The sequence below is a fragment of the Faecalicatena contorta genome (assembly GCF_021531995.1).
Classification (GTDB): Bacteria; Bacillota; Clostridia; order Lachnospirales; family Lachnospiraceae; genus Dorea_A; species Dorea_A contorta_A.
Genome location: NZ_JAFBIZ010000009.1, coordinates 1 through 22,259 on the forward strand (window position 1 = coordinate 1; position 22,259 = coordinate 22,259).

The window sequence follows — 22,259 nt, forward strand, 5'->3', positions numbered from 1 at the left end:
TGTTAGGATATTACCATATCTCAGACATTCGGAATTTCTATTTTATTCTTTCATCGTGGCATTTCGCCAGTTTTTCCATGTTTGAAGTTGTTATATATTGTCAGGAGGGATGCCTATGATTACCTGAGCTTTTCTTTTATTTTTCTGTAACATTATAAAAACCTGTGATAAAATAAAGGAGACTACCTATTATGGCAAAAATGAAAGAGAAGGTACCATTAAAAGATTTGAATCTTACAGACCGTTTCCTGTTTGATGAAGTAATGGAGGATCCTCAGACACATAGGGATGTATTGAGTATTATTTTTGGACGGGAGATTCCTCTTCTTACAACTACTGAAACTGAGAAAGAACTTCGTGTATCACCAGTTCTTCGTTCCATACGAATGGATGTTATTTCCATGGATAAGGAACAGGCTGTATACAATACGGAAATGCAGGATAAGAGAAGGACTGATCTGGCAAAAAGGAGTCGCTATTATCAGGCGTTACTGGATATTAATTTGTTGGAACCGGGAATTCCGGATTACAATTTGTTAAATCGTTCTTATATTATCTTAATTACTACATTTGATTTGTTTGGATATAAAAAATATCAATATACATTCAGACCAGAGTGCCAGGAAGTTCCTGGGTGTATATTGCAGGATGAAGCCACCCGCATTTTTTTGAATACACGTGGAACAAATGAATCAGAAGTCAGTAAAGAACTGGTGGAATTTCTTCATTATCTGGAACATACTACAGATGAAGAGGCAGCGAAGTCAGACAGTGAGAGACTGAAGCGAATTCATCATCGCGTTTGTAAGGTGAAACTCAGTGAGGAGGTTGGCATAAAATATATGCAGGCATGGGAAGAAAAATATTATGAACGTGAGGAAGGAAGAGAAGAAGGAAGAGAGGAAGGAAGAGAAGAAGGCCGTTTGGAACTTTTACAGGAGTTGATAAAAAAGAAAGTCGCGAAAGGAATGTCTGTTGAAGCAATTGCAGAGGTGATTGAGGAGCCTGTAGAGTCTGTGATGCAGATAATTGCGAAAATGGAGGAAAATAAATGATAGAAAGGGGCATTTTTGATGGGGAGTACATCAGAAAATAAGCCGGGAAGGTATATCAGTGTGGGTATTCTTGCCCATGTGGATGCGGGGAAGACAACATTATCGGAAAGTATTTTATACCTGTCAGGAAAGCTTCGAAAGCTTGGCCGTGTAGATCATAAGGATGCGTTTCTGGATACGAACGAACTGGAGCGGGAGAGAGGGATTACCATATTCTCCAAGCAGGCGGTATTCGATCTTGGAGATATCAGGGTTACACTTCTGGATACGCCCGGGCATGTGGACTTTTCGGCAGAAATGGAGCGTACCCTGCAGGTGCTGGATTATGCGATTCTGGTGATCAATGGTGCAGATGGTGTACAGGGGCATACCAGGACGCTGTGGAATCTTTTGAAGAGATATCAGATTCCGGTGTTTTTATTCGTCAATAAGATGGATCAGCCGGGGACGGATTATAATAGAATCGATGAAGTATTGAAAAAGAGCCTGAGTGAAGGATGCATTGACTTTGGCGATGATCAGGGAACTGTAGATGAAGGTCATACGTCTGAGGCACAGGATTCCTTTTTGGACAGTCTTGCGATGTGCGATGAAGAAGCGATGGATGAATATCTGGAGTCCGGGATGATAAAAAAGGATACGATTGCCCGTATGATTGCGGGACGGAAGGTATTTCCGTGTTATTATGGATCTGCCTTGAAAGTTCAGGGCGTACAGGAGTTCCTTGCCGGTCTGGAACGATATATGCAGACTCCGAAGTATGTAAATATGAAGGCTGCATTTGGAGCCAAGGTGTATAAGATCTCCAGAGATGTATCCGGAAGCAGGCTGACGCATCTGAAAGTGACAAGTGGTGTGCTAAGGGTAAAGGACATTCTGATGAATGCACCGGATGCGCAGGAACACTGGGAGGAGAAAGTGAACCAGATCCGTATCTATTCCGGGGAGAAGTATGAGATGGTTCCGGAGGTTCAGGCAGGAACTGTCTGTGCTGTGACAGGATTAAGTTTCACATATCCGGGAGAGGGGCTCGGGACGGAGCACGATACGTGTGAGCCGGTTCTTCAACCGGTGCTGAATTACCGGATTTTGCTTCCGGACGGATGCGACGTGCATGCGATGCTGGGCAATCTGCGGAAACTGGAGGAAGAAGATCCCATGCTTCGGATCGTCTGGAATGAAGAACTGGGCGAGATTTATGCGCAGTTGATGGGAGAGGTTCAGATTGAGATCCTGAAACGCCTGATTCTGGAACGATTTGGTGTAGAGGTTACATTTGATACAGGAAATATTGTATATAAGGAAACGATTGCGAATACAGTAGAAGGAGTCGGGCATTTTGAACCACTTCGCCATTATGCGGAGGTGCATCTTATCATGGAACCGGGCCAGCGGGGAAGTGGGCTGATCCTTGATACGAACTGCAGTGAGGATGTTCTGGATAAAAACTGGCAGCGCCTGATTCTGACGCATCTTGCAGAGAAGGAACACCGTGGTGTGTTGACCGGATCGGCAATTACGGACATGAAGATTACGCTGGCAGCAGGAAGGGCGCATTTGAAGCATACGGAGGGAGGAGATTTTCGGCAGGCAACTTACCGTGCGGTGCGCCAGGGCCTGATGCAGGCTGAAAACGTGCTTTTAGAGCCTTATTACGATTATCGCCTGGAGGTTCCGGCAGAACTGGTTGGTCGTGCTCTGACGGATATTCAGAGGATGAGTGGAGAATTTGAACCGCCGCAGACTGAAGGAGAGATGGCGGTAGTGACAGGATATGCACCGGTAGCGGCCATGCGGGATTATCAGATGGAAGTGACTGGTTATACCAGAGGAAGGGGGAGGCTTTCCTGTACCTTCCGGGGATATGAGCCATGTCAGAATGAACAGGAAGTGATCGAAATGTTTGGATATGATCCGGAACGAGATCTGGAGAATCCGACGGGTTCCGTGTTCTGTTCGCATGGTGCGGGATACAATGTTCCCTGGAATGAAGTAACGGAACATATGCATATAGAAAGTCAGCTTCCAAAAGCAGCGGAACCGGAACCTGCAAAGACAGAACCTGTCCGGAAGATGCAGCAGAAATCGTCTGCACGGAGTGCGTTGCCTGTATTATCCAGAGAAGAAGAAAAAGAACTGGAAGACATATTCATACGAACGTATGGAAGGATTGAACGAAGAATGCCTGTCAGACCGGGTGCGTTCGAAGATTCGTATGTGGGGACGAGGAAGAAGAAGGAGGAGAAGGTTCAGGAATATCTTCTGGTAGATGGGTACAATGTGATATTTGCCTGGGATGATTTAAAGGAACTGGCAGCTGTGGATATCGGAGCAGCAAGGGATAAGCTGATGGACACCCTGTGCAATTATCAGGGATTTAAAAAATGTGTTCTGATTCTTGTGTTTGATGCATACAGGGTAGAGGGTTATGCACTGGAGATCCAGAAGTATCGCAATATTCATGTGGTGTATACGAAAGAGGCAGAGACAGCGGATCAGTATATTGAAAAGGTGGTTCATCATATCGGAAGGAAATATCATGTAACTGTTGTGACATCTGATGGTGTGGAACAGGTGATTACGATGGGGCAGGGTGGAACGCGTGTTTCCTCCCGGGACTTTCTGGAGGAGGTCAGGCTTACAGAAAAGCTGATTCGGGAAGAAGCCGAAAAACATAGAGAAAACGGACGAAATTATCTGTTTGATCATATGGACGAAGAACTGGTAAAAGAGATGGAAGAAGTTCGTCTCGGCAAAAAAACGACTATCGGAGAGCGATAGATAGAAAAAAGGGCGGAAGGCAGAGAAGCATTGAGTGACTGTCTTTCGCCTTTTCTACCTATAAAATCGACACATTTGTATGTATTATAGTTCTATTCAGATCTGGAGCTTTCGATTACAATGTGATTATAGAAAAGAGCAAGTCTCGAATGGGAAACTGATGAGAATGAATATGAAAATATGAGATATGTATGGAGGAGAGGCAAGATGTTAAGAATTGAGCATTTAACAAAAGTGTATGGAGATAAAAAGGCAGTGGATGATCTGTCGCTGCATATCAGCCCGGGAGAGATCTATGGCTTTATTGGCCATAATGGTGCGGGAAAGACGACAACGATTAAGTCCTGTTGTGGAATTCTTCAGTTTGAAAGTGGAGAGATCTATGTGGACGGACTCTCAATGAAGGAAAAACCTCTGGAATGTAAATCAAAGATCGCATATATTCCGGACAATCCGGATCTGTATGAATTCATGACAGGAATTCAGTTTTTAAACTTTGTTGCAGATATATTCGCTGTCAGTGCCGGAGAACGTCAGGAACGAATTCGAAGATATGCAGATGCGTTTGAACTGACGGATGATCTGGCCCAGCCGGTATCTGCATACTCCCATGGTATGAAGCAGAAGCTTGCAATTATCTCGGCGCTGATCCATGAGCCGGCGCTGATCATTATGGATGAGCCGTTTGTAGGACTGGATCCCAAAGCATCTCACCTGTTAAAGGGAATTATGCGGGAGATCTGTGATAACGGAGGTGCGATCTTCTTTTCCACACATGTTCTGGAGGTTGCAGAGAAGCTGTGTGACAAGGTTGCGATCATCAAGGGAGGAAGGCTGATCAAGTCCGGTACGATGGATGAAGTAAAGGGTGATACATCACTGGAGAATGTATTCCTGGAATTGGAGGAAGACTATGACGAAAACATTATTTAAAAAGCAGATGATGGAGCTCTTTTCCTTCTTCTGGCAGGATAAGAAAAAGAATAGAAACAGAACAGGAATCCGGCTGGTACTTTCTGTATTGATGTATCTTGTATTATTCGGGATGGTATCGGTTATGTTTTATTTTCTCGCAGCTGCATTGTGTGAGCCGATGGTAATGGCGAACATGGACTGGCTGTACTTTGCACTGACTGGTGTGCTCGGTGTGGTATTTGGTGCGTTTGGAAGTGTATTTAATACATTTGCAAGCCTGTATTCGGCAAAAGACAATTCGCTTCTTCTTGCAATGCCGATTCGACCTTCGAAGATCCTCGCAATTCGTCTTCTGGGAGTATATGCCATGGGACTGATGTATGAGTTGCTGGTCATGATACCGGTGCTTTTGAAGTATTATATGGTTGCAAAACCCGGATTTTTCGTTGTTCTTTGTACACTTCTGGTTACGTGGCTTTTATCGGTATTTATCTTAACGCTTTCTGCGGTTCTTGGGTGGGGCGTTGCACTGATCAGTGCAAAGACAAAGCATAAGAGTATCATTACGGTAGTGCTGTCGCTGGTGTTTATTGCTGCTTATTACTACCTGTATATAAAAGCTGCAGGGATGTTACAGGAAATTATATCCAATCCTCAGATCGCAGGCGAGGTTCTGAATGACAAATTGTCACCACTATATCATATGGGAATGGCCGCAGACGGCAATGGAAAGTCATTGCTTTTGTTTGCTGGTATGGTGCTCCTGCTTTTTGCAGTGGTGTATGGCATTCTGACCAAAAGCTACAGGAAGATTCTGATTACCAATAAAGGGGAGACCAGGGCTCAGTATAAAGAAAAATACATGTCTGCCGGTTCTGTCGAAAGTGCACTGTTGAAGAAAGAATTTCGTCGTTTCCTTGGAAGTCCGAACTATATGCTGAACTGTGGGCTCGGAATCATCTTTATGGTCATAGCGGCTGTTGTGCTTGTGATTAAGGCAGACACTGTGACAGAATTTGTGACATTGTTTTTTGTCGGCTACGAAGATCTGATTCCGCTGGTGGCAGCAGGAGCATTGGGAATGATTGCCGCGATGAATGATATGACGGCACCGTCTGTTTCCATGGAAGGAAAGAATCTGTGGATTCTTCAGGTATTTCCGGTGACCGGTGTACAGGCTCTGATGGCAAAGATAAAGATGCAGTTGATTCTAACCTGTATTCCGGCAGCGATTCTGCTGATCAGTATGGAAATCGTGCTGAAGCGACCGCTCGCTGAATTTGTACTGATCGCTTTGAATGCGGTGGGATTTATCTTATTTATGGCTCTGCTTGGTCTGACAATGAATCTGAAGTTTCCGAATCTTACATGGACAAGTGAGATCATTCCAATCAAACAGAGTATGGGAGTGATGATCACATTGTTTGGCGGATGGGCGGTCATTGTTGCTCTGGCAGCAGGATATTATCTTTTACGAAATATTCTGAGCCCGGTTCGCTATCTTGCCTGTGTGGTAGCAGTGCTTTTGGTTGCAGCGATGGGATTGCTGTGTTGGATCAGAACAAAAGGAACACGAATTTTTGAAACATTATAAAAATTAATAGAAATCTGTCTTGACAAATATATATCGCAGTGCTATATATAAGATATAACGAAGTGCGATATATCGCACTGGAATGGAGCGTGCGGTATGGATCCTCATATTAAAAAAGTATATGTGCCAATGACGGAAACGGGATTTTACATTCTGATGTGTCTGCGGGAAGAGTCACACGGATACAGTATTGTTCAGAAAGTCGAGAACTTGACGGAAGGTGCGGTAAAGCTGAGTCCGGGTACGATGTATGGAAGTTTATCAAAGATGGAGAAGGACGGATTGATTCGGTTTGTACGGGAAGAAGAAAAGAGGAAGATCTACCGGATCACAGATCTGGGAGAACAGGTACTGGAACTGGAAATGAAACGGATCGAGCGGCTATATCGGAATATGATGGAGGTGCGTCGGAATGAGAGATAAGAATAAAAAGACAGAATTTAAGTATTTTTCAGTACCGGAATGGGAAAAAGAAGAGAGATATCTACAGGAACAGCATAGAAACGGATGGAGATTTACGAAAGCAACGGGCCTTGGATGTTATCATTTTGAAAAATGTGAGCCGAAGGATGTAGTCTATCAGCTGGATTATAATCAGGAAGGAATTGCGCATAAAGAAGAATATGTTCAGATATTCCGGGACTGCGGCTGGGAATATCTGCAGGATTATTACGGATACAGTTATTTCAGAAAACCTGTTTCCGAGATGAACGGAGAAGAAAAGATATTCTGTGATGATGAATCCAGGATTGCGATGATGAAGCGGGTATTCAGAGGAAGAATTATACCATTACTTCTGATCTTCTTCCTGGTGATTCTACCACAGACGTTTATACAGTATTCTTCCGGACATTCGGTTTTTACGGGAATATATCTATTGTTACTTGTTATCTATCTGGTATTACTGCTGGATTTTGGATATCAGTTCTGGCGATATCGGAATCGGTTTGGCAGGTAATTATTTTTAATTGAATGAGGAAAGAAGGCGAAAGGAATGAATATCGGTATCAGAAAATGGCGCCTGTCGGATGCAAAAGATTCTTCTTTGTAAAAGAAGCATGGCACCGGAAAGGAATCGGAAAACAGCTTTTTGATGCTGTGAAGAGGGACTATGAGATTCAGGAATTTACAGTCAATTCTTCTCCGTATGCAGTTGAGGTATATCGACATCTTGGGTTTATTCCCACAGCTTCTGAGCAGATCACCAATGGCATTCGATATACACCGATGCGATATCGTGCGGAAAACTGTGGAGAGCAGGCTTAACATGGAAAGAAAGGAAAAACGAATTGAGAGCGACAGTATTGACCGATAACATAGCGGACAGAGAGCTTCAGGGAGAATGGGGATTGAGTATCTATATTGAATATCAGAACCGGAATATCCTTCTGGATACCGGGGCATCAGATCTCTTCCTTAAGAATGCCAAAAAACTGAGCCGAAAAATCGAAGATGTGGATTACGCAGTATTATCCCATGCGCATTATGATCATGCGGATGGGATGGATGCGTTTTTTTGTAATAATAAAAAGGCAAAATTCTATCTGCGGGAAGGCAGCGCAGAGAATTGTTATGGAAAGAAATGGATCTTTCGCAGATATATTGGATTGCCGAAGGGAATTCTGGAGAAGTATCGGGAACGGATCATATATGCAGGAGGCGATTACACACTCTGCCCGGGTGGGTCTCTGATTCCGCATAAGACACCGGGCCTTTCCCGGATCGGAAAAAAGAATCTTATGTATATCCGTACAAAGAATGGATGGGAACCAGATGATTTCGCACATGAGCAGAGTCTGGTATTTCAGACAGAGGAAGGACTGGTTATTTTTAACAGCTGTTCCCATGGAGGAGCAGCCAATATCATTCGTGAAGTGAAGAAAACTTATCCGGATCAGGAGATCCGGGCGCTGATTGGAGGCTTCCATATCTTTGGGAGAACAGATGCAGAGGTTCGTGAACTGGCACGCGATATCCGGGATACCGGGGTAAAAGAGATTTATACCGGACATTGTACGGGTGACCGTGCATATCAGGTTCTGAAAGAAGAATTGGGAGATATGGCGCATCAGCTGCGTGCAGGACTTGTGATAGAAATGTAGGACAAACTCTACGCTTCGTAGGTTGTGGCAGATGAGATATGAACTTACAATATACCTGATGAAAAGAGGAAGCTCCCCTTGGGGTTGGGAGTGAAAATATGAAAAAGGTAAGGTGTAGAGTATGAGTTATGTGACGGGTAAAACCATTAAAGAGTTAAGGGAAAAACGAAAGATTACACAGAAAGAACTGGCAGAATCAATCAATGTCAGTGATAAAGCGGTATCAAAATGGGAGACCGGGAAAGGGCTTCCGGATATTGCCATCATGGAAGATCTGTCAAAAGCGCTGGGAGTATCGATCGCCGAGCTTTTGACAGGAGATCTGCGGGAAAATGAAAATACATCTGCCAATATGAAGAAGATGCATTTTTATGTATGCCCGGTCTGTGGCAATATTATTACATCGGTCGGAAGAGGATCTTTTTCCTGCTGTGGGATCACACTTCCGGAGCAGGAGCCGGAAGCATGTGATGAAGATCACGGAATTCTGCTGGAGACGATCGACAATGAATATCATGTGTCGATGGAACATCCGATGAATAAGGCACATTATGTATCATTTATCGCATATGTTACATCTGATGGTGCAGAGATCGTGAAACTATATCCGGAACAGGATATCTCAGTGAGATTCCGAAAAAAAGGACATGGCTTGATGTATGCTTTCTGTAACAGACATGGAATGTATCGACTGCATGTGTAGAGAGAATCTTACAGGAGGAATGACAGATGTGTACAAGTATTGTTTATAATGGAAAAAAGACAATGATAGGATGGAATCTGGATATTCTGGATATGGAATATCAGGTGATGGCAAATCAACGGGCAGTATATATTGCCATCAACGATGCGAAAGAAGGATGGATGCCTTTATTCGGGGCAAATGCGAGAGGCGACTTTGTTGCAATGCCGACCTGCTGGCCGTTCGACCAGAGAAGTGATCCGTCGGATCCGGAGGCAGAGAATATTATAAATCTCGATATTGATCTGCTGCTTGAAAAGAAAACATTCGGACAGATCAGAGAAATTGTTGAAAACAGAGAGATTGTCAGTGTCCCTGGCGTGACATTTCAGGCACAGCTTTCAGATGGAAACGGAAATGTTCTGCAGATCATTCCGGGACAGGGGTACAGATATCTGGAGCGCCCGCCATATTCCGTTCTGACCAATTTCTCACCTTTTAAAGGAGACAGTGAAAGACATCCATGGATGGGACTGGACCGGTATGAGACGGCCACAGCAATGCTGGAAAGCGCTGACAGTGGCTTTGATGCAGAAGATTGCTTTCAGGTCTTAAAAGCAACAGCCCAGGCAGTCTGTCCGACGGTAGTTTCCATGGTATATGATGTGACAGACCACGTAGTATACTGGTGCGAGAACCGGGAATGGGACCATATTCAGAAAAAGTGTTTTGAAGTGGGCGAATAGGAAAAAATATTCAATCTGACTCCATGTGAAAGAGCAGATCAGCGTGGCGGTAGGGAAAAAACGGGTAGTGGTGCAGAGTTTTTTCACTATCGCCCTGTTGTTATGTTAGGTTCTTAGAAATAAGCTGGAAAGAATGGGAAAAAAGGGTGGGAAAGGGTTGAAATATTTTGTTCGCCCAATCCAGTAAAATGGTGTAAGATTAGAGAAAGCAATACCTGAAGGAATACTTGAAGGGAAGGAGTAAAGAGGAGGCTGAGATTATGAAGTTGAAAAATGTGCTGATTGTTGTAAAAGATATAGAAAAGTCAAAGAAATTCTATCATGATTTATTTGGTCTGGATGTGATTGTGGATCATGAGGGGAATGTAATATTGACGGAAGGACTTGTGCTTCAGGAGGAAACGATCTGGAGGAAATTCATCGGAAAAGATGTAATCCCGGAAAACAATTCCAGTGAGTTATATTTTGAAGAAAAGGAAATAGAGGCTTTTGCTGACAGACTTGATAAATATCAGCCGTCTGTAAAATATGTCAACAGACTGATAACTCATTCCTGGGGACAGAAGGTGATTCGATTCTATGATCCGGATGGAAATCTGATTGAAGTTGGAACACCGGTGTAAGTTGATTAAATAATCCTGCTTGAGTGGTAGGGAATGTAATGGAACAATGCGACAGATAGAATCAGAAGGGAGAAAGCAGAATGCGTTATAAAGAATTTGGAACAACCGGAATGAAAGTGTCGGAGATGACACTGGGTACCTGGGGAATCGGAGGCGCCGGCTGGGATGAGAATCCGGAGGATATCAGAAAGGATGCAATCCGGGCCGCCGTGGAAGCAGGGATTAATTTTATCGATACGGCGCCGGCTTATAATGCCGGACAGGCGGAGCGGTATATCGGAGATGTGCTGAAGGATATGGGCGTAAGAAAGGAGATCTTTCTTGCAACAAAGTGTGGGAATGACTTTATTGACGGGAAATATGTTCGCTGCGGAAGACCGGAAAAGATCATGCAGCAGTGTGAAAAATCGCTTCGAAATCTTAAGACAGATTACATTGATCTGTATCTGGTGCACTGGCCGGATCCAAATGTCCCGCTTGCAGAGACGATCGGTGCGCTCAGTGAACTGAAAAAACAGGGAAAGATCCTGCATGTCGGAGTATCCAATTTTGCGATTGAACAGATCCGGGAAGCACAAAAATATTGTGAGATAGAAGCTTATCAGCCACAATATTCCATGGTTGCACGGGAATATGAATCACAGATTCGCTGGGCAGCAGACCAGGGAATGGGAGTGATGACGTACGGTTCACTGGGAGGCGGGATCCTCACAGGGGCTTATCGGACCATTCAGGAATATGCGCCAAGTGACAACCGGAATCGTTTTTACCCGTATTTCCGGGAACCAATGTTTTCAAAAGTGATGATGCTTATGGAGGTTCTGGACCGGATCGCGGAGGAAAGAGGTGTGCCACAGGCACAGATCGCATTGAACTGGGCGATGAGAAAACCATTTATTTCAACGTGTATAGTAGGGGCACAGAGCAGAAAAAAGATAGAGGAAAATTGTGCCTGCTTTGGTTGGGAACTGAGTGATGAAGAAGAAAAGATGCTGGATGCAGCGATTGAAAAATATCTGGATGATCGGAAGAAAATCATTGACCAGATGTGAAAAACTAGAGTTAAAAGAGCAGAAAAAACAATCAAAACAGAACCATAGTTGAGGAAAACCGGACAAATGGTGTCTCATACAAAAAAACAGGGCATTGCTCACTTTGTGTCCTGTACATATGAGATACTTGTGAGGTATGTTTTCCCCAGAAAGGAGGACAAAGGATCATGGATCAACAAAAAATCGGAAGGTTTCTCAAAGACCTTCGGAAAGAAAAGAATCTTACACAGGAACAGCTTGCAGAACGGTTTCGGATATCCAGAAGAACCGTATCAAGATGGGAAACAGGCAGTAATCTGCCGGATCTGGATATTCTGATCGAAATGGCTGATTATTATGATGTGGATCTGAGAGAATTACTTGATGGAGAAAGGAAAAGTGAGAAAATGAATAAGGAATTAGAAGAAACTGTATTAAAAGTAGCTGATTATAGTAATGAGGAAAAACAGAAATTAACAAAACGTATGCACTGGCTGTTTATCGGCGGGTTTATTGCGGCAGTGATCTATGTGGTCTTGGTTTTTACAGATCATTCGAATAATTTTTTGGGTGGAATGTGTCTGGGTATCACTTTTGGTATGATGATTGTAGGAGTGATCATGACCAGTAAATATGCGGCAAGGATCAGAGCGTATAAAATGAGACTTCTTCACAGACAATAGAGAGCTAATTGGACTGAAGAGACACATGGCAGGATATTCTTTAAAGAGAAATTTATTGACAGGGCAAAGAATGGCAAATTGTATAAAAAGCGAAACCGATGAACTTGTGATATACCTCACAGTTTATCGGTTTTGTGTTATAGATGAGGAAGATTTTTTCCACCCTTATAAATTCCTTAGAATTGTTTTTTACACTGATAGTAGAAATACAAAACAGGAGGTTTTTGAAATGGAGGATCATATCATTGTAGTTAAGAATCTTTCAAAGGAATTTAAAGGGCAGAAGGTCTTAAAAGAAGTCACAATGAAAATCCCGGAAAATTGTGTGTATGGACTTTTAGGACCGAATGGTGCGGGAAAGTCTACGCTTTTAAAAATGATGACAGGGCTTTTGCGCCCGACTTCAGGAGGAATTTTCTTCCAGGGACATAAATGGTCACGGAAGGACTTGTCTGAGATCGGCGCACTGATTGAGACACCGCCCATCTATGAGAATCTGACGGCATGGGAGAATCTGAAGGTACGTGCATTGCTTCTGGGGGTCAGTGAGGAACGAATGCACGAAGTGCTTACATTGACGGATCTTGCGGATACGGGAAGGAAAAAGGCAGGAGCATTTTCTTTGGGAATGAAACAAAGACTGGGAATTGCACTTGCACTTTTGAATGATCCGAAGCTTCTGGTGCTGGATGAGCCAATCAATGGGCTGGATCCGCTGGGAATACAGGAATTGCGGGAACTGATCCGAAGTTTTCCGCAAAAAGGGATTACGGTAATCTTGTCCAGCCATATTTTGAGTGAGATTCAACAGACGGCAGATTATATCGGAATTATTTCAGAAGGAAAGCTCGGATTTGAAGGAAAGATGGAGGAACAGGAAGATCTGGAAGCATTATTTATGGAAGTTGTAGCGAAAGGACGGAAAGAAAGATGAAACAGTATTTTTTAGCAGAAAGATTAAAGTACCGCCATACATCCATGAATGTCATCACCGTTATGATGCCGCTGATCACGGTGCTGCTGGCTGCCTGGCTGACACATACATTTTTTGCGGTGGACAGTTATAACTGGTGGTATATGGGATTATATCCGGGATATATCGGAATCCTCTGCAGTATGATCGGGGGAAAGGATCAAAGGAAAAAGAATCATACCATCTGGTCTTTGCCGTGCAGTATGGGAAAGATATGGGATGCTAAGATACTGGTAGGAGCTGTGATATCAGGAATCTCGGTTCTATGCGTTGTACTTCTGACTGTTCTGATTGGAAAAGGAATGGAGTGGGCGTTTCATATGGAATATATCGTGTCACCGTCAATTGGAATGCAGATTCTGGCGGGGATTGTGATGTGGATGACTACACTTTGGCAGATCCCGTTTTGTCTGATTCTGAGCCAGAAAATGAGAACATTTCTGATGCTTGTGATTCATGTGGGATTCTATACGATTATATCCGTGATCGTTTCCTTAAAGTCATGGTTTGCACTGTTCCCCGGAGCAATTACCGCACGGTTGATGTGCCCGATACTGGGAGTCTTACCGAACGGTCTGATATTGCAGCCGGGGCAGATGACTTATTCTCCGGAGCTTGCCGGAATGGACAACTTGCTGATCGGAATTCCGGCAGCGCTGATCTGGTTCTTTTTGTTCTGGTGGGGAAGCAGAACATGGTTTGAAAGGCAGGTGAATTCCAGATGAAGGTCATGGTTCAGGGAATACGTGCAGAACTTTTGAAAATGCGGCACACGTTTTTATATGCTTTTCATGTGGCGATTCCGCTGCTGTCAAGCAGTGTATTTCTTCTGTATTATCGATTCTCCGGATGGAGTGAACAGGTACAGATTGCAGGCTATATGGAAGTTATCGGAATGGTGCTGCCTTTTCTGGTCAGTATCATCTGTGCGGGTAATATTGGATTAGAAGAGCAGAATCATTTTCAGGTTTTTCTGGGGAGCTATGAGAATAAATGGAAAGGGCTGGCAGTAAAATGGATGGTGCTTGTGGGAATGTGCCTGATGGCAATTGCCGGTGCAGTGATTTTGTTTGGCATGGGATACCATATGCTTCTCGGAAAAGAAGGTCTTTCTATAAGTGGGTATCTGAGGATGATTCTGGCATTATTTATGGGAAGTATGCCTTTGTATCTGGAACATTTATTTTTCAATCTCCGGTTCTCCCGAACCGTGTCCCAGTGTATTGGTGTAGCTCAATCCCTGTTATCGGGTCTGTTCCTCACCGGACTGGGAGATGGAAGATGGCAGTTTTTCCCCTGTACTTGGAGTGCAAGAGGAACCATGTTACTATACGGCAGGATAGAGCAGAATGAAACAGGCGGTCTGCTTTTTTTTCTGAAGCAAAACGGGATAATCTGTTTATTGCTCTTTATTATTCTGTGCGTCATAATTGGAATATGGATCTATTATTATGAAGGAAGGCAGTACAATGATTGAAATATTAGCAATCGATGATGACAGAGGAATCCTGGAAGTCATACGCAGAGCGTTGTCAAGAGAAGGATACCTGGTAACGGTTCTGGATGATCCCTTGAAATTGAAGTATGAAATGCTGACGAAATATCAACTGATTCTTCTGGATGTGATGATGCCGGGAATGGATGGTTTCAGTCTGTGTCGGAAAATCCGCGATCAGGTAGACTGCCCTATCATATTCCTGACTGCAAAGACGGCGGAAAAAGATCTGATGGAAGGACTGGGAATCGGCGGAGACGATTATATCATAAAACCTTTTGGAATCGGGGAACTTCGTGCAAGAGTATCTGCACATCTTCGGAGAGAACATCGGGAGAAAAGACATATGATACACATGGGTGAGGTCCAGTTTTCCCTGCAGGAGAAGCGGGTGTTCTGTCAGGATACAGAAGTATCTCTGACAAAAGGAGAGTATGAAATCTGTGAATATCTGGCACTGAACCGGGGCCAGGTATTTTCCAAAGAACGGATTTTAGAGCAGGTGTTTGGGTTTGATGGGGATAGCAACAGCTCCGCAATTACAGAACATGTCAAGAATATTCGGGCTAAGTTTCAGATATTTGGGATGAATCCGATTGAAACGGTGTGGGGGATTGGATATCGATGGAAGTAAATGGAAAGAAGAAAACTTTGGCGGGTCTGTTTTTTAGATTTGCAGTGCTGTTTTGCGTGGTGACTGTTGTAATCGTTGTTGGAGTAACCCTGCTGTTGATTGGAAGTTCTTATTTGGGAGTGACATTGCCGGCAAATTATGCAGAGGTTCAGTTGAACAAAAATATGCGGGAAATTCAGACTGCCGGAGAATGTCCTGAACAGTGGATCCCAAAGGGATGTACCTATGGTGTGTATACGGTAGATGGGACATGGAAGTCAGGAACATTTTCGGAAAATGAACAGGATAATGCCTGGAATCATTATGAAAAAAAGAATATTTATGATTCCAATGGAGATTATTTCCGATTTATTAAGCAGGATACGGGTGATATCTGCATTGTAAAATATGATCTCCATATGAAATATTCATGGGAAATGTTGAATGACATTTTGCCTTCTCCGGAAGTTCTTTATTTCATACTGGATGCGGTGCTTTTTATCCTGAATGCTGTATTGCTGTCCAGGTATTTTGCAAAAAAACTGGACAGCCAGTTGAGAGAACTGCGCGGCGTAACGGAGAAGATAGCGGAGAATGATCTGGACTTTCCGGAAAAATCTTCAGAGATACTGGAGATAGATGAGGTTATGAATTCTCTTTCACATCTGAAATCTGCTCTGAAAGATTCCTTAAACCGACAGTGGGACATGGAACGGCAGAAACAGGAACAGTTATCTTCTCTTGCACATGATATTAAAACGCCGCTCACGATCATCCGGGGAAATGCAGAGCTTCTGGCGGAGGAAGAATTATCTGCGGAAAATATGGAATGTACAGAAGATATTTTATCCAATGTGAAAGATATCGAAAAATATCTGGAGCGTATGAGACAGGTGTTGGCGGGAAGGAAGCAGGAAAGAACAGAAGAAGTGATTTCCTGTACCAGTCTGGGAGAAATGTTGCGGGAGACTGCATCTAAGTTCGCTGCGATAAAGAAAATTCCAATCGCATTTCAGGCAGAAGTTCCTGATAGAGAGATGCTCTGCTGCGCATCAGATATGATCAGGGCATGGAATAATCTTTTGAGCAATGCAGTCGAATATACAGAGAAGGAAAAAGGAATTGAGGTAAGGATTCAGGGAAAATGGCAGAGGAATCAGGAATATATGGTAGTATCTGTCCGTGATTTCGGCTCCGGATTTACGGAAAAAGACCTGAAATACGCAGACAGTGTATTTTACAGTGGAGACGCCAGCCGTCATGATCGGACACATCAGGGGCTGGGACTTGCAATTGCAAAAAAATTTCTGAATGAGCAGGGCGGTTTTCTGCAATACGGGAATCATGCAGATGGTGGAGGAGAAGTGAGTATGTGGATCGCGTGTTGGAATGAAACGAAGCGCAAAGCATAAAGATAAAAAGAATCTATAAAACTGACACAATCCGCAGAAAAAATTGTCTGTTACGGATATTGGAGACATTGTATAATGACAGTATAAACTGATAATTGCGAAATAAGTTCGCAATAATGAGATGATGATTCTAATATAGAACAGTACTAGATCATTTACATAAGTTGGATTGGTTTCTCGAGAAGTAACGGAGGTATCATATGAAAAAATTATTTTATGCAACAAGTGTAATAGTTGCTTTTACATTATTCTTAACTGCCTGCAGTTCTGAGCACCAACAGGATCAGATTGAAAAAGAACTGAATATTGATGTATCAAATGGCAGAGAAATTTCGCAATTAGATGATCATGGTGGTTTTCATAATGAGGGCACTTCCTGTATCGTGTATCGTTTCGCTGATGACAGTGCGCTGAATCAGATCCGAAAAGATAATAGCTGGAAAGCTTTTCCTATGGATGAAACTGTGACAGCGCTGGTATATGGAACAACAGATGAATCCAGTAGTGTTGGTCCATATTTGAAGGATGATGGAGGAAATACTCTGGTGCCGGAAATTCAGAATGGATATTATATTTTGATTGACAGACAAATGAATGAGGAAGAGGATATTCTGCACAGGGCTTCTTTTAATTTTACAATTGGAATATATGATACAGATACCGACACGCTGTATTTTTGCAGATATGACACGTAACGAGCAGCAAGGAACAGGCTGCTTTAAAGATTTTATATAAGCTTCATGGATTTTGAATTGTCGAAATGAAGATGTCTATGTTAAATACAAAAGGAGGATGCATCTATGGGAGAATTATCAAAGCTTCCGAATATCGGAAAACAGGTAGAAGAACAACTTGTCCGGGTTGGAATCAGTACTGCTGATCAATTAAAAGAAACTGGTGCGAAAGAGGCATGGCTTAGAATACAGGAAGTGGATGAATCGGCATGTATTCATCGACTGATGGCTCTTGAGGGTGCTATTCGGGGAGTGAAGAAGACGTTGTTGCCAGACGATGTAAAGATCGATTTGAAAAAATTCTATCAGGAACATAAAAAATAGAAGAATCCGAAGACCAGAATGCTACCTATAAAATAAACACATTTGTCTGCATTCCCGGGCTATCCTGATTTTAATCGGAGAGCTATAATTTTGTTAAAGAAATAAGAATCATAGCGCTACTTAGAAAAGAAAGAAGGATGAAATATGAATTGGACAATTTACATAATAGAATGTTGTGTGCTTATTATTTTATTTACCGGATTGATTATGATTCCTCTCATCAGGAACCCAATCTGGTGGATTCATGATTATCCGAAAGATATTCAGGAAGCTTATTTTGAAAATCATGAGAGAATTCCGACACAGGCATTTAGTATACCTGTATTGTTGAAAAAGAGTTTTGCTTTGTTATTGGCACTCGCTATATTATCTGTATTGGTGGTGTGGGCCGGTGCAAAAGATTTTGCATCAGCCTTTCTGGCAAGCTATGGAATGTGGCTGTTGATCGACTGGTATGACTGCTTCTTTTTGGACTGGGTACTTTTTGCAAATATAAGATGTATTCGTCTTCCGGGAACAGAACATATGGATCAGGCATACCATCAGAAGAAATACCATGTGATTCATTCCTTTATTGGGATGGCACTGGGAGTGATTCCATGTCTGCTTACCGGATGCTGTATTATGGCGGTCTACTAACAAAAGGATAGACAGAGGTGTTTTTATGGGATGGATCAATGTATTTGGACTTGTATTTATGATCGTAATTATGATTCCCAATATCATATTTGCAGTTGCACATAAGGATGGATTTGAAAACAAATGGAAGAATCAACTGGTCGAGACGGCGGAGCAAATCGGAAGATTCGGATGCTTTGGATTTATGGTCGTCAATATTCCGGGAACCTGGTTTGGCTGGTGGTCTGACGAGTGTTTAGCAATCTATCTGATTGTGGATGTGATTCTGGTGGCTTTGTATTGTATCATCTGGATGATTTGTTTTCGAAAAAACAGTATGTTCCGGGCGCTTGCACTTTCTGTGATTCCATCTGTATTATTCCTTTTCAGCGGGATTATGAGCAGGTCGGTATTACTGGTGATTGCAGCGGTGATCTTTGCTCCCAGTCATATTATGATCTCATATCAGAATGCAAAATAATGCCGATTGAGATAGTTAGTGGTATAATGGAGATGTTGACTAGAGAAAGATTTCCATTTGAAAGAGCGGATATTGCTTTTGCAAGGATGGTATAAAAGGAGAAGTACATGAAGACAGGGTTAATATTAGAGGGCGGAGCTATGCGTGGAATGTTTACCGCCGGTGTTATGGATGTGATGCTGAGTCGACAGCTGGAATTCGACGGAGCGATCGGAGTGTCGGCGGGAGCCGCTTTTGGTTGTAATTACAAGTCGAGGCAGATAGGTCGTGCGCTTCGTTATAATCTTAGATTTTGCAGGGACAGGCGCTACTGTAGTATCCGGTCTCTTTTTACTACCGGCAATCTTTACAATACAGAGTTCTGTTATCACGAAGTACCACTGAAATACGATGTATTTGATTTTGATACATACAGGGAGAATCCGATGGATTTCTATGTGGTCTGTACGGATATTGAGACCGGTGAGGCGGTTTATCATAAGTATGAAGGAGAGAAAGAACAGGGCTTTGACTGGATTCGTGCTTCCGCATCCATGCCGGTCGTATCGCAGATTGTTGAGATTGATGGAAGGAAGATGCTGGATGGTGGAATTGCAGATTCTATTCCGGTCAGATATTTTGAGCGTATCGGATATGAGAAAAATGTGATTATCCTTACCCGCCCATTGGATTACCGGAAAAAGAAAGCAGGTATCATGCCGCTGATCCGGAGACAGTATAAGGCTTATCCGAAGCTGATTGAGACAATGGAGAAGCGGCATGAGATATATAATGAAACACTTGAGTATATTATAAGAGGAGAAAAGGAAGGAAGATTCCTTGTCATTCGGCCGGAACAGGCTCTGCCGGTCAGTCGTGTAGAAAAGAATCCACAGAAGCTCAAAGAAGCTTATGAAATCGGTAAGAAAACTGCACTGGACAGATGGGATGAGATCAGGAAGTTTGTGGATGCAGAGAAGTAGGATACTAAAGTGCATAGAACAATGATCTAACGCACATTGTGCATTATATACATAGCAAAGATAAAAACACAACGTATGAAGCAGGCGCTTAAGCTTCAAAGGGCAGAGATGAAGACAGAACGCAGGCAGAGTCTGGGACTGGTTCTTTACTGTCTTCAGGCATTAGAAAAGGCGGTGGATCATTTTGATTTTCTTCAGGACAGTGAACCATTTTCGCATCGTTTGAACTGGTATATACGTCAGGCTGTTACATCGTATATAGTAAGATAATTATTTTGGAATTGGGTTAGGAATTGGATTAGGAATTAGATTAAGAGGGTGAAAGAAAAATGGGGAAAAAAACAGTACAGTTGAAGACGAAGCGACTGATGATCCTGCCGATGACAGATGAAGAACTGGAGAATCTGATCCGGGTGACGGATTCACCGGAGCTTAAGCAGGCATATCAGGAGATGTTGGACGGCTGCCGTCAGAATCCAAATCAGCGTATCTGGTATACGGCATGGAAGATCTGCCTGAAAGAGAATAAGAAAGAGGTTGGAAAGCAAATTGGAGATATCGGTTTCAAAGGCCCGGCGGAACATTACAGTGTGGAGATCGGGTATGGAATTGATACAGAGTATGAAGGAAACGGATATGCAACGGAAGCAGCGAAAGCGATGATTGACTGGGCAATGTATCAGGAAAATGTATATTTTGTCGAAGCAGAGGTGGCTTCCGACAATATGGCATCCAGAAGAGTCCTGGAGAAATTGTCTTTTCAGCCGGATGGTGTTGGAGAAGAAGGAGACCGGTTCGTTCTTGAGAAGGAAAGCACTTCATGGATGGCAATCTATATGCTTTTTGGACTCAGTATCGGACTTTCTTTTGGAAATCTGTCAGGAAATACGGCAACGGGAATGTGTCTTGGAATGGGAATCGGATTATGTATCGGAACTGCGATGGATGCCTCCTTTAAAAAACAACGGGAACAGATCCGAAAAGAGAGGGAAGCAAAAAAGAAGCAGAGAGATACAGAGGAAGTTCTGGAATCATCAGAAAGGGATTGTGATGTGTAATGGAGCAGATGTCACTGTTTGAAAATACTATACCGGAACCATTGGCAGCTCGTCTGCGCCCACAGAATCTGGAAGAATACGCAGGTCAGACTCATTTACTGGGACCGGGAAAGGTGCTCCGGCGCCTGATCGAAAGCGATCAGATCTCATCAATGATCTTCTGGGGTCCACCGGGGATCGGAAAGACAACACTTGCCCGGATTATAGCCAATCGAACGCATTCGGCATTCATTGACTTTTCAGCCGTGACAAGCGGAATAAAGGAGATCCGTACCGTGATGCAGCAGGCAGAACAGAATCGCTTTTGTGGGGAGCGGACCATCGTGTTTGTGGATGAGATTCATCGATTTAATAAAGCGCAGCAGGATGCATTCCTTCCATTTGTAGAAAAAGGCAGTATTATTCTGATCGGTGCGACAACGGAGAACCCGTCATTTGAGATCAACAGTGCGTTGCTTTCGAGGTGTAAGGTGTTTGTTCTTCAGGCATTGAAGACAGAGGAACTGAAGTCTCTGCTGGTGCGGGCACTGAAAGATTCCAGAGGATTTGGGGGACAGGATATCCGGATATCAGAGGATCTTTTGGAGATGATTGCAAATTTTGCGAATGGAGATGCAAGAAATGCACTTTCAACACTGGAAATGGTAGTGCTGAACGGAGAACTCGACAGCAGAGGAACGGTGACTGTGACAAAGGAGACAGTTGAGCAGTGTACGTCTAAGAAATCACTCCTTTATGATAAAAAAGGAGAAGAGCATTACAATCTGATCTCAGCACTTCATAAATCCATGCGAAATTCAGACCCCGATGCGGCGGTGTACTGGCTGGCCCGTATGCTGGAGGCCGGAGAAGATCCGCTTTATGTTGCCAGGCGTGTGACGAGATTTGCGAGTGAGGATGTAGGACTTGCAGATCCAAAAGCACTGGAGATTGCGGTGGCTGCCTATCAGGCATGTCACTTTATCGGAATGCCGGAGTGTTCGGTTCATCTGACACAGGCTGTGGTCTATATGGCGCTTGCACCCAAATCCAATGCGTTGTATGTTGCATATGAAGAAGCGAAAAAAGATGCAATACAGCAATTGGCTGAGCCGGTCCCGCTCGTAATCCGGAATGGAGTGACAGATCTGATGAAAGATCTGAATTATGGAAAAGGGTATCAGTATGCGCATGATACAAAAGAAAAACTGACGGATATGCAGTGCCTTCCGGATGCGCTTCTCGGAAGGGAGTATTACAGACCGGACGGACAGGGAATGGAAGAAACATACAAAGAACGGCTGGAAAAGATAAAGGAATGGAAAGCTGGTGTGCGGTGGCTGAAATAAAATGGCCATCGCATTTTTACTATAAAAAATTTTGTGATATATTGTAACG

The 22,259-nt window shown here is 43.3% G+C and carries 26 protein-coding genes; all 26 read left to right on the forward strand.

The genetic code is table 11. The features are described 5' to 3' along the window. The first annotated feature begins 191 nt into the window (after positions 1 to 191). The 26 genes from JQM82_RS02210 to JQM82_RS02335 all read left to right on the forward strand — a co-directional run bounded on the left by JQM82_RS02210 (position 192) and on the right by JQM82_RS02335 (position 22,210). Positions 192 to 1,055 (forward strand): Rpn family recombination-promoting nuclease/putative transposase, encoded by an 864-nt coding sequence (locus JQM82_RS02210; RefSeq protein ID WP_235248320.1) that lies wholly within the window; start codon positions 192 to 194, stop codon positions 1,053 to 1,055. Between the two features lie 18 nt (positions 1,056 to 1,073). Further along, entirely contained in the window at positions 1,074 to 3,836 is a 2,763-nt protein-coding gene (locus tag JQM82_RS02215) for a translation factor GTPase family protein (protein ID WP_235248322.1), read from the forward strand. A gap of 207 nt (positions 3,837 to 4,043) precedes the next feature. Continuing rightward, the gene (locus JQM82_RS02220; protein ID WP_235248323.1) at positions 4,044 to 4,769 is read left to right on the forward strand and encodes an ABC transporter ATP-binding protein; all 726 of its coding nucleotides are present in this window, start codon (positions 4,044 to 4,046) and stop codon (positions 4,767 to 4,769) included. Next, entirely contained in the window at positions 4,750 to 6,345 is a 1,596-nt protein-coding gene (locus JQM82_RS02225; protein ID WP_235248324.1) for a hypothetical protein, read from the forward strand. The genes JQM82_RS02220 and JQM82_RS02225 overlap by 20 nt, the downstream gene beginning before the upstream one ends. 96 nt (positions 6,346 to 6,441) lie before the next feature. Next, positions 6,442 to 6,768: a PadR family transcriptional regulator gene (locus JQM82_RS02230; protein WP_235248325.1), complete on the forward strand. Its 327-nt coding sequence runs from the start codon at positions 6,442 to 6,444 to the stop codon at positions 6,766 to 6,768. After that, a complete protein-coding gene (locus tag JQM82_RS02235) occupies positions 6,758 to 7,303 on the forward strand; it encodes a DUF2812 domain-containing protein (protein ID WP_235248326.1) in 546 nt (181 codons plus the stop codon). The genes JQM82_RS02230 and JQM82_RS02235 overlap by 11 nt, the downstream gene beginning before the upstream one ends. Before the next feature lie 14 nt (positions 7,304 to 7,317). Then, on the forward strand, positions 7,318 to 7,611 hold the full coding sequence (locus JQM82_RS02240) for a GNAT family N-acetyltransferase (RefSeq protein ID WP_235248327.1): 294 nt from the start codon (positions 7,318 to 7,320) through the stop codon (positions 7,609 to 7,611). 23 nt (positions 7,612 to 7,634) lie between these two features. Then, complete coding sequence (locus tag JQM82_RS02245) at positions 7,635 to 8,447, forward strand: MBL fold metallo-hydrolase (protein ID WP_235248328.1); 813 nt, start codon at positions 7,635 to 7,637, stop codon at positions 8,445 to 8,447. Between the two features lie 121 nt (positions 8,448 to 8,568). Continuing rightward, positions 8,569 to 9,150 (forward strand): helix-turn-helix domain-containing protein, encoded by a 582-nt coding sequence (locus tag JQM82_RS02250; protein ID WP_235248329.1) that lies wholly within the window; start codon positions 8,569 to 8,571, stop codon positions 9,148 to 9,150. 26 nt (positions 9,151 to 9,176) lie between these two features. Beyond that, positions 9,177 to 9,875: a hypothetical protein gene (locus JQM82_RS02255; protein ID WP_235248331.1), complete on the forward strand. Its 699-nt coding sequence runs from the start codon at positions 9,177 to 9,179 to the stop codon at positions 9,873 to 9,875. Positions 9,876 to 10,135: 260 nt separating this feature from the next. Further along, on the forward strand, positions 10,136 to 10,498 hold the full coding sequence (locus tag JQM82_RS02260; RefSeq protein WP_235248333.1) for a VOC family protein: 363 nt from the start codon (positions 10,136 to 10,138) through the stop codon (positions 10,496 to 10,498). Between the two features lie 80 nt (positions 10,499 to 10,578). Next, positions 10,579 to 11,550, forward strand: a complete 972-nt coding sequence (locus tag JQM82_RS02265) for an aldo/keto reductase (protein WP_235248335.1) — start codon at positions 10,579 to 10,581, stop codon at positions 11,548 to 11,550. A gap of 167 nt (positions 11,551 to 11,717) precedes the next feature. Next, positions 11,718 to 12,212 (forward strand): helix-turn-helix domain-containing protein, encoded by a 495-nt coding sequence (locus JQM82_RS02270; RefSeq protein ID WP_235248336.1) that lies wholly within the window; start codon positions 11,718 to 11,720, stop codon positions 12,210 to 12,212. Positions 12,213 to 12,441: 229 nt separating this feature from the next. Beyond that, the gene (locus tag JQM82_RS02275) at positions 12,442 to 13,146 is read left to right on the forward strand and encodes a lantibiotic protection ABC transporter ATP-binding protein (protein WP_235248337.1); all 705 of its coding nucleotides are present in this window, start codon (positions 12,442 to 12,444) and stop codon (positions 13,144 to 13,146) included. Beyond that, positions 13,143 to 13,910, forward strand: a complete 768-nt coding sequence (locus tag JQM82_RS02280; RefSeq protein ID WP_235248338.1) for a lantibiotic immunity ABC transporter MutE/EpiE family permease subunit — start codon at positions 13,143 to 13,145, stop codon at positions 13,908 to 13,910. The genes JQM82_RS02275 and JQM82_RS02280 overlap by 4 nt, the downstream gene beginning before the upstream one ends. After that, positions 13,907 to 14,662: a lantibiotic immunity ABC transporter MutG family permease subunit gene (locus JQM82_RS02285; protein ID WP_235248339.1), complete on the forward strand. Its 756-nt coding sequence runs from the start codon at positions 13,907 to 13,909 to the stop codon at positions 14,660 to 14,662. The genes JQM82_RS02280 and JQM82_RS02285 overlap by 4 nt, the downstream gene beginning before the upstream one ends. Further along, positions 14,655 to 15,314, forward strand: a complete 660-nt coding sequence (locus tag JQM82_RS02290) for a response regulator transcription factor (protein WP_235248341.1) — start codon at positions 14,655 to 14,657, stop codon at positions 15,312 to 15,314. The genes JQM82_RS02285 and JQM82_RS02290 overlap by 8 nt, the downstream gene beginning before the upstream one ends. Next, a complete protein-coding gene (locus JQM82_RS02295; protein ID WP_235248343.1) occupies positions 15,305 to 16,705 on the forward strand; it encodes a sensor histidine kinase in 1,401 nt (466 codons plus the stop codon). Before JQM82_RS02290 ends, JQM82_RS02295 begins: the two co-directional genes overlap by 10 nt. 200 nt (positions 16,706 to 16,905) lie before the next feature. After that, complete coding sequence (locus JQM82_RS02300) at positions 16,906 to 17,400, forward strand: hypothetical protein (RefSeq protein ID WP_235248345.1); 495 nt, start codon at positions 16,906 to 16,908, stop codon at positions 17,398 to 17,400. 105 nt (positions 17,401 to 17,505) lie between these two features. Then, positions 17,506 to 17,763, forward strand: a complete 258-nt coding sequence (locus JQM82_RS02305; RefSeq protein ID WP_235248347.1) for a TfoX/Sxy family protein — start codon at positions 17,506 to 17,508, stop codon at positions 17,761 to 17,763. A 144-nt stretch (positions 17,764 to 17,907) separates the two neighbouring features. Continuing rightward, entirely contained in the window at positions 17,908 to 18,402 is a 495-nt protein-coding gene (locus tag JQM82_RS02310) for a hypothetical protein (RefSeq protein WP_235248348.1), read from the forward strand. A gap of 25 nt (positions 18,403 to 18,427) precedes the next feature. Further along, positions 18,428 to 18,862, forward strand: coding sequence for a hypothetical protein (locus JQM82_RS02315; protein WP_235248349.1), 435 nt, complete (start codon positions 18,428 to 18,430; stop codon positions 18,860 to 18,862). Between the two features lie 107 nt (positions 18,863 to 18,969). Next, positions 18,970 to 19,824 carry a patatin-like phospholipase family protein gene (locus tag JQM82_RS02320; RefSeq protein WP_235248350.1) on the forward strand — a complete coding sequence of 285 codons (855 nt, stop codon included), beginning with the start codon at positions 18,970 to 18,972 and terminating at the stop codon, positions 19,822 to 19,824. 75 nt (positions 19,825 to 19,899) lie between these two features. Further along, a complete protein-coding gene (locus JQM82_RS02325) occupies positions 19,900 to 20,094 on the forward strand; it encodes a hypothetical protein (RefSeq protein WP_235248351.1) in 195 nt (64 codons plus the stop codon). Between the two features lie 59 nt (positions 20,095 to 20,153). Continuing rightward, entirely contained in the window at positions 20,154 to 20,882 is a 729-nt protein-coding gene (locus JQM82_RS02330) for a GNAT family N-acetyltransferase (protein WP_235248352.1), read from the forward strand. Beyond that, positions 20,882 to 22,210 (forward strand): replication-associated recombination protein A, encoded by a 1,329-nt coding sequence (locus JQM82_RS02335; RefSeq protein WP_235248353.1) that lies wholly within the window; start codon positions 20,882 to 20,884, stop codon positions 22,208 to 22,210. Before JQM82_RS02330 ends, JQM82_RS02335 begins: the two co-directional genes overlap by 1 nt. The last annotated feature ends 49 nt before the right edge of the window (positions 22,211 to 22,259 follow it).